Origin of the sequence: Pseudocolwellia agarivorans (genome assembly GCF_002000085.1) — a bacterium.
Classification (GTDB): Bacteria; Pseudomonadota; Gammaproteobacteria; order Enterobacterales; family Alteromonadaceae; genus Pseudocolwellia; species Pseudocolwellia agarivorans.
On record NZ_MUZU01000002.1, the window covers coordinates 71610 to 84791 of the forward strand.

Consider the following 13182-nt stretch of genomic DNA (forward strand, 5'->3'; position numbering starts at 1 on the left):
CAACTGCAAGGCTATATACGTGATAACTCATAATCAATCCGCTACCTTTCCAAAATCTTCGGTTAATCCTCACGGTCGTATTGTTGGACAAGGAGACTTTACTTACCGTGTAAATACACAATGGGCAAAGCTAGATACTTTAAAAAATCCCGTAGAAAATTGTCATGACTTAGCAATAGATTCACAGGGTCGCATTATTTTAGTTACGGACAATACCGCTAACAATTTTATTATATTCAATAAAGACGGTGAATTTATTGACGCATGGGGGACTGAATATCCTGGCGCTCACGCTATAAAAATAGTAAACGAAAACGGTGAAGACTTTATCTATGTTGTTGATAGTGGCTGGATTGTAAATAAGAATTGGGATGGAAAATCTACTGAGGCTTGGGAATCACCTTTTAATAAAGTGATTGCTCAATCAGGTTTTATTTCAAAATTAACGATCGACGGAAAACTTATTTTTACGCTAGGTCATCCACAAACACTTGATGTATACACTCCCGACATGCCCTTTAGACCAACAGATATAGCCATAGCACCTAATGGCGACTTATATGTTACTGACGGCTATGGTTCTGACTTTGTATTGCAATACGACTCTCAAGGGCGATTTATTCGTTGTTGGGGTGGGCATGAAAATAAAAACGACAACCTCAATTTAAAAAATACTCACGGCATTGCGATTGATTTACGTATACCAAACGACCCACACCTTATTATCAGCTCACGCGCAGAGCAATCTCTTAAGTTATTTGAAATGAACGGAGACTATCGTTCAACTATTGATGTAGCAGGCGCTTATATAGGAGGGCCTAAATTTAGCAAAGAGCACTTTTTTGCTCCGGTTTGTTGGTCGCATATAGATAATACTAATGCCCAAGACTCTGGTTTTATTTCCATATTCAATAAAGAAAATAAAGTTATAGCTAACTTAGGCGGCACACAGCCTAAATATATTGATGGTAAGCTGCAACCGATGCAAAGTTCGTGGGATGTATTTCAGCATTGTCATGGTATTTGTATAGACGATGAAGACAATTTATATGTTGGTCAATGGAACTCTCATCACGCCCTTCCCTATAAACTCGAACGTATTTAACTAATAAAAAAGCGTTGAATTATTATGTAAAATTAATTCAACGCTTATCCTATTGTCATCCTTTAAAAACAGAACAACAGCTCAGTTTACCGACCAAACTTTATAAGTTGATTAGAGCTAACTTGTTTTACTTCCTCACTTGTTCCGTCTCGCCAAACCACTTTTATTGAATCTATTAAGCTATCAGTCGCCAACCCAAAATGAGCAATATTCAATAAACTTTGTGAATGAGCTGCACTACCAGAACCAACACGTTTATATTGATTACTTTTAGCTGTTGAAACAAAAATTTCTGCACCTATCGCATCAACACCCGCTTTAGAATAGCCCACTTGCGTAAGTAAATAATGATTATGCTTACCTTGCGCTGTAGTATTTTTGTATAGATGCCATTGGCCGTTATCGTCATCTCCATTAAGTAAATCAATATTACCATCTAGGTTATAATCAAACGCTGCGCCCATGTCGCCATGTGCATCAATATCTAACGTATTTGCACCATGGCTTAATGATGATTCAAACCCTTTCCCTTGCTTATTAATAAATAAAGCATCAGCAACCCTTTGTTTTAATTCACCAAAGCGATAAACAAAAAAGTCGTTATAGGTGTCGTTATTAAAGTCGCCAGAGCTTACCCCCCAGTTATTATCTAAACTTTGCTTAGGTAATAACGCAGAAATATCACTAAACTTACCCCCTTCATTTCGTAATAAGACATCAGGAACACCTAAGTTTTGTGGTGTCCAATCAGGTTGAATACTCTCAACACCAATTACAGAAGCACGCATATCCCAAGCAAGGTTGCTCTTTAATAACCATTCCAGTCTCCAGCGATGGTTACCTTGCTCGTCATCACCTAAATATCCTAAATACCAACCACTTTCGTTAATAACGTCTGGAAAACCTTTCGCCATATCTGGTGTTATTATTGTTGATTTTACCGGAGTATCTAACCGCGTTTTAGCACCACCTAAATACAAAGGTAATACAACTTTTTTAGGTCCTCTGGGGAAATGATAAAACGATAGTAAATTCACTTCTTTTTTAGAAGTAAAGCTAATACCATCATGACTTTTATTACCTTCATCACGTAAATCTAAACGTTTTATCTCTTCATTAAAAGAAATCGCGTTATTAGCAATTTGATACCATAATTTTCCGCGAGAAATATATAAATCTAAATCACCGTCGTTATCAATATCAGCTTCAGCTACCGCAGTAACAAGGCCTAAATCAGTTAAACTTTTAGGTAACATCTTTGTAGTTACATCAGTAAAAGTAAGTTTGTCGTCACCTTGCCATAACGTCAACGGAGTATAAGAAGAAAAAGCGACTAAATCTGGAATTTTATCGTGATTAAAATCAGTCACAAATACTTTTTCAGCATCAATATGTTCAAAGGCTGCACTTGCTTGGTATGCAAATTGCCCTTTACCTATATTTTTAAAAATAATATTTCTTGGGCCTTTTTCACCATTCATTTGTTCAGCATTTACTTGAATTAAATCAAGATCGCCATCATTGTCTAAATCAACCCAACGAGCCGAACGGCCTCGCGCGCCCATATGAGAAATGCCAGCATCTTTTGTTCCATCAACAAAAATACCATTATCATTTCTTAACAGCATAGGTGGCTTAGGGTTAGTACCATTACCTCCCCCCAACGCAACCAATATATCGTTATCGCCATCTTGGTCGAAATCAGCCGTTGCAATACCATGGCTGTCAGCTCTATTAAAAAGATCAGGTTGTTCTGTATAGGTTTTATCTTTATTAGATAAATAAAGTTTTACCGGTGTAGTATCGTGGTTACCTAAAACAAAATCGTAAATACCATCATTATTAATATCAGCAACCGATGGTCCTCCATATTTCCAGGCTGGTTTATCACGTAAACCAACTTCTTTTGAAACATCGGTAAAAGTAATTTTTGAATCAATCAATGGGACTAATTTCTTACTAGGCTCAGTAGTACAACCTACAAGGGTAAATGTCATAGGTAAGCCAATTAACATAAGCTTATTAAGGGTCGTTTTTTTAAACATACAATTTATATTTCCAAGTTAAATTTAAAATAGAGGTTATAAAATTAATTATTTTTATTTTGTGTTAAATACTTACGTTTAAGCGTTATTAATTTTTGTACATGCCCTATTGATGCCATAAGTAAATAACAGGCTTGTAAATAGCCTTTTTGATGTAGATCGGTTAACACTTCCGGTGATGATTTTTTTAGTTTCTCTTCATTTATGGTGTAAATACCATCGAAACGTTTATCTTCATGATTAAAAGAAACGGTAAGTTGTACTGCCTCAATTAAATCGTATTCAGAAAGAGTTTTAATAAAAGCTTCTGTTTGGATCATGCCGTTAACCAAAGTGGCAAGCTGGTTATTGACCTCGTTCATATAAGGTGTTGTATTACCTTTATCATCAAAAATCAGTTCACCTTCTGCTTCCTGAACACGGGCATTATCCATGTTGATAGTAATAACCGTATTTTCTGGTGTAGGCTTAGCACCTGCAGGGCTATTAACTGCAACCATAAAAGGCTGACGACGTATATGAAGAGGAATATAGTTAGCTTCCCATTGGTCTTCGTTCAAAAATAAGTTCTCGCCTACCTCAAATCCCAATAAAGCACTTAAACCAAACTGACCTGTTTCATTGTCTTTAATCAAACACACGGGATATTCAAGCATCAACTTATTCAATTCAGCAGCAATAACGGGAACTAAATGAATATTTTCACCAAATTTAGCCCCTCTGCCTGTCATTACACGTGTATTTTTATGTGTTTTTGTATCTAAAACGGTAAAGTTTGTCATATGTTCATCCTATTTTTATACCCGTTGTAAGCCATATTGGTAAATTTTATTTAGCAATTCACGATTGGTTTTCAATGTACTTGTATGTTCTTTCTTTTGGGTAACTACCTGTTGAAAATGATCCGCTGCAACTTGCTGACTTTGCGCTGAAATACCGAGAGGATTCGGTTCAGTAATAAACCCCATACCGTATAAAATATATTGATAACTTGCTGCAGGGAAAATCTCTAACAACTGCTCAAAATCAGTATCGCTAGGTACTTGATATTGCCATAACAACAGCTGTTCTTTTAAATGATCAGAAATTGTATTTGGGTTCCTATGATCTACCCAAAACTGACTATCCGTTCTTTTGTTTAAACAATAATGCAGTTTTAAAAAATCGATAATACGTTCCCAGCGGTAACTAAAAGTGTTATTAAAACGCTTTGCCGCTATATCCATTGTGGTTCTATTGGTTGGAAATTTATCCGCAATCATTTGCGCTGATATTTCTACTAATAACAAAGCAGACGCTTCAAGCGGCTCTAAAAAACCAGCTGATAAACCAATAGCGACACAGTTTTTTTCCCAAAACTTTTCTCTATGCCCAGGATTAAACGCTATTTTTCTAAAAGATAAATTTTCAGCTTCTACGGAGGAGCGTTTGAGATAATTGAGCAATTCTTGATGTGCTTGATCGTCGCTAATATAACGACTTGAATAAACATGACCAACGCCACGACGAGTAGATAAACCAATATCCCATATCCAACCTGCAGACTGCGCAGTAGAGAGTGTATGTGAAACTATTGGGCTGTTTTCATTTTCATAAGGTACTTGCACAGCAAGAGCCCTATCAGCAAATAAAGTATCGCTACAAGAAACAAAAGGAACGTTAAAGTGTTCACCTAAAAGGAGAGATTTAAACCCCGTACAATCAATAAACAAATCGCCAAGTAACTCTGTATTTAAAGAGGTATTTAATGATGAAATATCACCATTGCTCGCTGAATTAACTTTAACGACATTCGCTGAAACGTAGTTAACACCTAATGTTTTAGTACAATGTTTTTTCAAAAACTCAGAAAAAACACCTGCATCTAAATGATAAGCATAATTAGCAACAGCAGCATATTCAGCCGTTATCATTTGTTTAGGTGCTAGCCCTAACTCACAAATAGCCTCTTGAAAACAAACCGCATTTGAAAATGACTGTCCCCCATTATGATTGACCCAATGCTTAGCTAAGTTTATAGAGTCGTAGCCTTGAGGCAAAACAAGCGGATGATAATAAAAATCATCTTTAGATCCCCTAACCCACTGAGAAAATTTAGCGCCTTGTTTGAATGAAACGTTACATTCTTTAATAAAATCAGTTTCTCGTATTCCCATATTTTTTAGGGTATTACGCATTGTTGGCCAAGTACCTTCACCTACTCCAACAATAGGAATATCAGGTGATTCAATTAAGGTGATAGAAAACCCTGAATCGACTTCTTTTTTAAGAGTTGAAGCTAAAATACCGGCCGTTACCCAACCTGCAGTGCCTCCTCCAACAATCACGATATTTTTTATATGTTTAGTCATATTAAATACCTCTATATTTTAAGGAATATTTGTAATGCAAAAAGGGAACACCAAAATATGGTGTTCCCCTGCTATAAAATATTAATTATTTAAAACTGAGCACGAACACCAATGTTGTAACGCGCGCCGTATTCTTCAAAATCAATGATTTGATTAGAAAAACGGCCATGTCGACGTGTTGATTCATCCGTTACGTTTATACCTTCAGCAAATACTGAAATAGTGTCGTTGATATCGTAGCTAGCTGATATATCGATTTGTGAATAAGCTTCTGTAAATTCAGGATTAGAGCCACTCTTACCAATAAAGTCATCTCTCCAGTTGTAAGCCACACGGAAAGAGAATCCATCTTTTTCAAAGAAGCCAACAAGGTTAGCTGAATCACTTAAACCTGTTAGTACTAACTTATTGTTAAGGTTATGAACATCATATTCACCATCGCTGTTTACAACAGTGTAGTTGGCAATAGCACCAAAACCAGAGTCACCAAACATGTGTTGAACATTAAATTCCCAACCATTAACAGCCACTTCACCTAAGTTAACAGGCATATTAACTTGCCAAATAATGGCAGGATCTCCGGCTTGAGATTGACAAGCAGTATTTCCTGCTGCTGGACAACCAGGTCTAGGGTTAACACTAGGATCTGTAATAGCTAAACCATCAGGGCCTTCTATTGTTCTATCTTCAGTACCACTAGAAATAAAATTATCTACATCTTTTCTAAAGTGCCCTAAAGAAACATAGCTACCTTCGCCGTAATACCATTCAAGCGATAAATCTAAATTTTTAGCTTCATAAGGAAGTAAATTAGGATTACCTTGCCCTGCAGTAAAAGGCCCACCAGCTAAATGAGTACTTAACGTTGTTTGAGGGAACATTGCGTCAATATTGCTACGAGAAATAGTATTACCATAAGAAAAACGCGCAACAAGGTCATCACTGATATCCATCTTAATATTTAAGCTAGGTAAGTAATGGCTATATTTCCCACCTAAAACATCAGACACTTCGTCATCAGCGAAAATTTTAGACATTTCTAAATCAGTGATCCATTTAAGACCAACAACAGGCTTACCTATAGAGTAGGCAGTTACCTCTGTAGTTTCATGTCTTACACCTAAATTAGCGTAAATGGCCATACCATTAAATTCTGATTCAAAATCAAAAGAGACATACAGAGCATCGGTATTTTCTTCTATACCATTTGTGCTTGCGTTAGGTGCAGCATATAAACCTTGCTCTTTTGTTAATTGAATAAATTGATCCGCGCTGTAACGTAAAACAGAATCATAGCCAACACCACCTTCCGTTCGTTCAATATCTAAATTCGTTAAGTCAAGTGAGCTTGTATCCCATACAGCACCAGCAAACCTTGTTGTATCTACTTTATAAACGGTATTGTTATAACCAAAATTAATCGCAACTAAATCACCATCGCCGGTATTTTCCCAACGACCACTTGCTGTAACCTGCTGAATATTATTTTCAATTTCATAACCACGTTCTTGTATTAAATCACCAACAATATTTGATTTATCCCATGCGCCACTGCCTGTATGTGCTATGAGTGCAGAATCATCATAAGAGATAGAAGGCATATCAGTTGAAAAGTCAGCAGCAATATCAACAAGACCAATAGGACGAGTATCTGGGTCAAGATCTGTATCGTAACGAGGGTTTTTTAAGTTAGCTAAACGTTCTGCAGGTAATCCACCAGGATTTGCATGCGAAGTTGAGTCATGAACATCTAACTTAAGGGTTAAAGCGTCGTTTACTTGCCAATCAAGATTTAAACCAAAAGAGTCATTTTCTGTTTTAAATGAATATTCCCAAGCCCAAAAGTTCAGCTCATCAGCTGCTCTCGTAGGATTAATAATCGTTCCATTTACATCGGCAGTGCCTGTATCAACGCCATCAAACCAAAAACTGCTGCGGTTCATTTTACTCTTATCATCTAAGCGAGACATTACATAATCTGCCGTAATAATAAGCTTGTCGTTTGGTGCATATTGAAAAACTAATTGAGCATTTTGACGTTCACGCTCAGTATCCTGTTTATCAAAATCAACAGTAGGCACCGTAAATACATGTTTATCTGCGTTGTTATTTGTATCAATAGCATCGGTATTATAGTTACCGGCGGGTCTTTCTGACCACTGACCAGAGCGACCAATGCGATCTGTGTGGCTATCACGTTCTGCATGAGATAAAGCTAATAACACGCCAAATGAATCATCAAAAAAAGTATTACTTACCATGCCTGATATTTCAGGAGTTACCGAACTTCCTGTATCTACACTGGTATCAACCACTCCTTTAATACTTGCTGCCGCTTTAAAACCATCATAATTAAAAGGTTTAGCTGTTTGGATATCAATTGTTGCGCCAATACCACCTGAATTAATATCTGCACGAGCAGTTTTATGAACGGCAACAGCAGAAACAGTTTCAGCGCCTATTTCTTTAAAGTTAAAGCTACGTGAAATACCTTCAGAATCCAGTGCTGATGAATTTGGCATTTGACGGCCATTTAATGTCACTAAGTTAAAGCTGGGGCCAAAACCACGAACAGTAACTTGATTACCTTCGTTATTTGAACGGTCAATTGAAACACCAGTAATACGCTGTAATGATTCAGCTAAGTTAGTATCAGGAAATTTACCAATATCTTCAGCTGAAATACCATCCACAACACCTGATGCATCACGCTTCATTGCTGTAGATTTACTTAACGAACTAAAAATACCAGTAACTTGAATAACTTCAACGCCACTAGTATCCGCGTTAGCTTCTTCAGCAAAAACTTGACCACTACTAGCAACTAACATTGCTGCAAAGATCGAATTTAATTTAAATTGACTTTGTTTCATTTGACTTCCCCATTGATGTTATTTTTGTTAACAATTAACTTTAATTGTTAACAATCTACCATTGAAGAAATAACGGGTCAACTAGTTAAAAAATATAAGTGCTACAAATAATCTCACAACTGTAAACACACAACACAAAAGAAAAATAACAAATTGAATTAAAAGGAATAAAATACTTATACTCGTTATTTATCAATAACAAAATGCTAGATGATTTAGTTATTAAAAGTAAAAATAATATTAAATTTTAGATAAAAAAAACCCTTAATAAACACTATTAAGGGTTAATTTTCACACAGGGGGGAGTTATGTAAAAATATAAAAATGTAATAACTTAACTATTTTTCTACCATATATACCGTTTTCTTTTCTAGATATTGCTCAAGACCAAACTTACCGTCTTCGCCACCAAAACCACTTTGTTTCCAACCATTGTGGAAACCTTGATGTTGTTCACCCATTCCACGGTTAACGTACACTTCACCCACTTCTAATTCATTAATTGCTTTGTTAATGTCGAAGAAATTTTTCGTATAAATGTAAGCACTTAAACCGTAAATACTGTCGTTACAAAACTCAATTGCTTGATCCATATCTTTTACTTTAATAATAGGTAAAACAGGACCAAAGGTTTCTTCATGAACAGCAATATTATCTTGAGCAACGTCAACTAAAAGCGTCGGTTCATACCAACAACCGCCTTCATAACCAGTAACCGTAGCCGTTTTACCACCCGTAGCGACAGTTGCGCCCTGCTTAATACTTTCTTGTACAATGTGATCAATGTTTTCAATTTCACGTTGGTTACACTTAGGACCCATTTGTGTTTCAGGGTTCATCGGATCACCAACTCTTAACGCTTTAACAGCCGGTAAGAATTTATCCATGAATTTTTCATAAACACTTTCTTGAACATATAAACGTTCAACACAGGTACATACTTGACCACAATTAGCAAAGCGTCCCCAAAGAGCCCCTTCAACCGCTGCGTCTAAATCAGCATCTTCCATTACAACCATAGGCGCTTTACCACCTAGCTCTAACATAACTGGAGTCATGTATTCAGCTGATGTTTTGTAAATTTGCTTACCTGCGGCTGTAGATCCTGTCATGGTGATCATTTTAGTAAGTGGGCTTTCACACAATGCTTGGCCAACAACTGAACCTGAACCATTAATCACGTTAAGTACGCCAGCAGGGATACCCGCTTCGTTAGCAATACGACCTAATTCAGTTGTTGCTAAAGGCGTTTCTTGAGTTGGTTTTAATACAATAGTATTACCTGTTATTAACGCAGGACCAATTTTACGACCAGCCAAGGCTAACGGGAAATTCCACGCAGTAATACCTACTACAACACCACGTGGTACTTTGTGAATGTAAATTTTTTCATCTTCGTTATCTGAAGGAAGAATATCACCTTCAATGGTTAACGCATGATCACAAGCGTAATCAATAAAAGTAGCAGTAACGTCTACTTCCATTTGCGCAACAGATAATAATTTACCTTGTTCAGCCACTAGCATAGGCGCAAGAATGTCTTTGTTTTCACGAATTTTATTCGCAAAGTTACGAAGAATACTTTGACGTGTGCGTGCTGTTAATTTAGCCCATTTTTTTTGAGCGGCATCAGCAACTTCTAGTGCATGTTGTGCATCTTCTGCGCAACCTTTTGGAATAACACCAATAACTTCCCCAGTAGACGGACTTAAAATATCAATTTTTCCATCTACTTTTGATGAAATATATTCACCATTAATAAAGTTTACATTGTTTTGAAATTTAAAATTTTGCGTAGCCATGGAATTATCTCCCCATCCAGCCGCCATCTACCAATAAGATAGCACCGTTAACATAACTAGCAGCTTCAGAAGCTAAAAATACTGCTGGTCCTTTAAAGTCTTCAGGGTTACCCCAACGACCTTGTGGAATACGGCCTAATATAGCCGCATTACGCTCTGCATCAGCACGAAGTGCTTCCGTGTTATCTGTATCGATATAACCCGGAGCAATAGCATTAACGTTTACACCTTTACCAGCCCACTCGTTAGACAAAGCCATAACTAATTGGCCAATTGCACCTTTACTTGCTGCATAACCAGGAACCGTAATACCGCCTTGAAATGTTAATAAAGAAGCCGTAAAGATGATTTTACCTGAGCCTCGATGAACCATTTCTTTACCGATCTCACGGCTAAGAATAAATTGAGAGTTCAAGTTAACGTCGATCACTTTATCCCATAAATCATCACCATGTTCAGCAGCAGGCGCGCGTAAAATAGTACCCGCATTGTTCACTAAAATATCAATTTTAGGAAAGTCAGTTTTTACTTCTTTGATAAAAGCATATAAAGAATCACGGTCAGAAAAGTCACATTGGTAACCTTTAAAGTTTTTACCCAGTGCTTTTACTTCTTTTTCAACGTCAGAACCTTCAAGCTCTAACGATGCTGAAACACCAATAATGTCAGCGCCAGCTTCAGCCAAACCTAATGCGATACCTTTACCAATACCACGTTTACAGCCAGTAACTAAGGCTACTTTGCCTTCTAAACTAAATTTTTCAAACATGTTATTCATTTTTAAAACCTTGTCTCTAATATCAAACTATTCTGCGTTACATTCAACAAGCGCTTTCATGCCTTCAGGATTGCCGTCCATGCTAGCGAATGCAGTACCAATTTCAGCTAACGGGCTTACTGAACTAATAAATGGCTTAAGATCAATTTGACCTGAAGCGATTAATTCAATTGCCCAATCAAAATCTTCTGCTTCGTATACACGAGCACCAAGTAACTCAAGCTCTTTCCAGAAAAATTGGAATAAATCAATTTCAGGTTTAGTGCTATGAATAGCAACCATAACAATACGTCCGCGACGTCCTGCTATTTGAGTCATAGCATCAATTGCGGGTTTAACACCTGATACTTCAAATACTACATCAGCACCTTTAGTTGCAGTCCACTCGTCAACATAAGCGGCTAGGTCTTGCTCGATAGGGTTAACTGATTTAACGCCTAACTCGTCAGCAAATGCACGACGACTTTCATTAGGTTCAGACACTAATACTTCTGCACCAACACTTTTCGCAACCGCAGCAACTAATTGACCAATGGGTCCGCCACCTAATACAACAACTTTTTCGCCAGCAACTAAACGTGAACGACGTACGTCATGACAAGCTACTGATAAAGGCTCAACTAACGCGCCTTGTTTTAGATCAACACCAGCAGGCAACTTATGTAATGTACGCGCTTTAACTGTCCAGCTTGATTGGAAAGCGCCTGGGGTATCTATACCCATAAATTTAAGATTTTGACAAATATGTGTGTGTCCGGCATTACAAGTAGGACAATCTCCACACCAATCAAGTGGACGAACAACAACTTTTTCACCTACGGTAAAACCAGTAACACCTGCACCAATTTCAGCAACAACACCTGAAATTTCGTGACCTATGGTTTGTGGAATAGAAACACGTTGATCCATTACACCGTGATAAATATGCATATCTGTACCACAGATACCTACATAACCTACGTTTAAACGTACTTCACCAGCTTGAGGCGCTTGTTCTTCGCCAGCCACTAAATCAAAACCTTTATTACCTATATAACGAGCAGCAACCATTTTTTTACCCTTAAGAATGTTTAATTAAATATTGACCAAGTAAGGCGTCGTCGAATACAACCCCTGTTCCTGCTACATCAGGAGCAATAGCTCTTCCATTTTCATCTAATTGCAGAGGATGCTTTGTGTATTGATCGATTGGAAATGAATGTACTTCTAAATAACCAGAATGAGCTTGAGAAGCTAACAAAGACACGTGTAATTCATGCATACCATGGCTACAAAGCGGTAAGTTATTTTCCTCAGCCATTTTGGCAACTCTCAAAAATCCGGTAATACCACCAATGTTTGAAGCATCTGGCTGTAAAAAACTCAACTTAGCTTGTGCTATGGCATAACCAAATTCATGGGTTGTGTGTAGGTTTTCACCCATAGCCAGTGGAATATTGATATTGTCTGCAATTTTTGCAAAACCTAAGTAATCGTCAGGTATTGTAGGTTCTTCAAACCAAGATATATCGTATTGTTCAATAGCTTTACCAAAAACAATCGCTTGCTCTACCGTTAACGAATAATTTGCATCCACCATAAATACAACATCAGAACCAATAAGCTCTCTAACAGCTGCAACACGCTCAACATCTTCAAGGTAATTTTCTTTACCTACTTTGATTTTCACGGCTTTGAAACCTTTGTTAAGGTAACCTTGAATGTTACTTAGTAGCTTGTCTTGTGAAAAATTCAAATCAATACCACCCGCATAACAAGCTGCGGTATTATTTGCGCCACCCGCAACTTGCCAAAGCGGTTTATCTAAACGCTTACAGTGCACATCCCATAACGCAATATCGACAGCAGACATAGCAAAACTCACTAAACCGCCACGCCCTACATAATGTAGGTGCCATTCCATTTCATCCCATATTTTTTCAATTTGAGAAGCGTCTTGATCCAACAACAAAGGTTTTAATTCATCCTTTAAAAGAGAATAAATAGCCCGACCACCTTTACCTCCCGTATAGGTGTAGCCAACGCCCTCTAACCCATCTTCACAAATAACTCTTAAAAGGATTAACTCGAAATGCGTATGATCACCATGTTTAGCGTCAGATAAAACTTCCGCTAAAGGTACTTGATAATATTCAACTTTTACGGAACTAATTTTATTCACATTTAAATCCATAGTTCTACCTAACACTACAAAAACAGTTTATTGTTAACAATTTACACCTTGGTAA

At 37.2% G+C, this 13182-nt stretch carries 9 protein-coding genes; 1 reads left to right on the top strand and 8 read right to left on the bottom strand.

The genetic code is table 11. The features are described from left to right. Nucleotides 1–19 precede the first annotated feature (19 nt). Nucleotides 20–1105, top strand: a complete 1086-nt coding sequence (locus tag B0X80_RS03410) for an NHL repeat-containing protein (protein ID WP_245825382.1) — start codon at nt 20–22, stop codon at nt 1103–1105. A gap of 86 nt (nt 1106–1191) precedes the next feature. On the opposite strand, the gene B0X80_RS03415 is transcribed toward B0X80_RS03410, so the two are convergent. The 8 genes from B0X80_RS03415 to B0X80_RS03450 all read right to left on the bottom strand — a co-directional run bounded on the left by B0X80_RS03415 (nt 1192) and on the right by B0X80_RS03450 (nt 13127). Further along, nucleotides 1192–3150 (bottom strand): CRTAC1 family protein, encoded by a 1959-nt coding sequence (locus B0X80_RS03415; RefSeq protein WP_077338421.1) that lies wholly within the window; start codon nt 3148–3150, stop codon nt 1192–1194. Between the two features lie 44 nt (nt 3151–3194). After that, complete coding sequence (locus B0X80_RS03420) at nt 3195–3932, bottom strand: SapC family protein (RefSeq protein ID WP_077338422.1); 738 nt, start codon at nt 3930–3932, stop codon at nt 3195–3197. A gap of 15 nt (nt 3933–3947) precedes the next feature. After that, nucleotides 3948–5501 (bottom strand): tryptophan halogenase family protein, encoded by a 1554-nt coding sequence (locus tag B0X80_RS03425; protein ID WP_077338423.1) that lies wholly within the window; start codon nt 5499–5501, stop codon nt 3948–3950. A gap of 89 nt (nt 5502–5590) precedes the next feature. Then, on the bottom strand, nt 5591–8374 hold the full coding sequence (locus tag B0X80_RS03430; RefSeq protein WP_077338424.1) for a TonB-dependent receptor: 2784 nt from the start codon (nt 8372–8374) through the stop codon (nt 5591–5593). Nucleotides 8375–8712: 338 nt separating this feature from the next. After that, nucleotides 8713–10176 (bottom strand): aldehyde dehydrogenase, encoded by a 1464-nt coding sequence (gene aldA, locus B0X80_RS03435; RefSeq protein WP_077338425.1) that lies wholly within the window; start codon nt 10174–10176, stop codon nt 8713–8715. A gap of 4 nt (nt 10177–10180) precedes the next feature. Next, the gene (locus tag B0X80_RS03440; RefSeq protein WP_077338830.1) at nt 10181–10945 is read right to left on the bottom strand and encodes a 2,5-didehydro-3-deoxy-L-galactonate 5-reductase; all 765 of its coding nucleotides are present in this window, start codon (nt 10943–10945) and stop codon (nt 10181–10183) included. Nucleotides 10946–10981: 36 nt separating this feature from the next. Further along, entirely contained in the window at nt 10982–12004 is a 1023-nt protein-coding gene (locus B0X80_RS03445; RefSeq protein WP_077338426.1) for a zinc-dependent alcohol dehydrogenase, read from the bottom strand. Nucleotides 12005–12014: 10 nt separating this feature from the next. Next, a complete protein-coding gene (locus tag B0X80_RS03450; RefSeq protein ID WP_077338427.1) occupies nt 12015–13127 on the bottom strand; it encodes a mandelate racemase/muconate lactonizing enzyme family protein in 1113 nt (370 codons plus the stop codon). Nucleotides 13128–13182 lie beyond the last annotated feature (55 nt).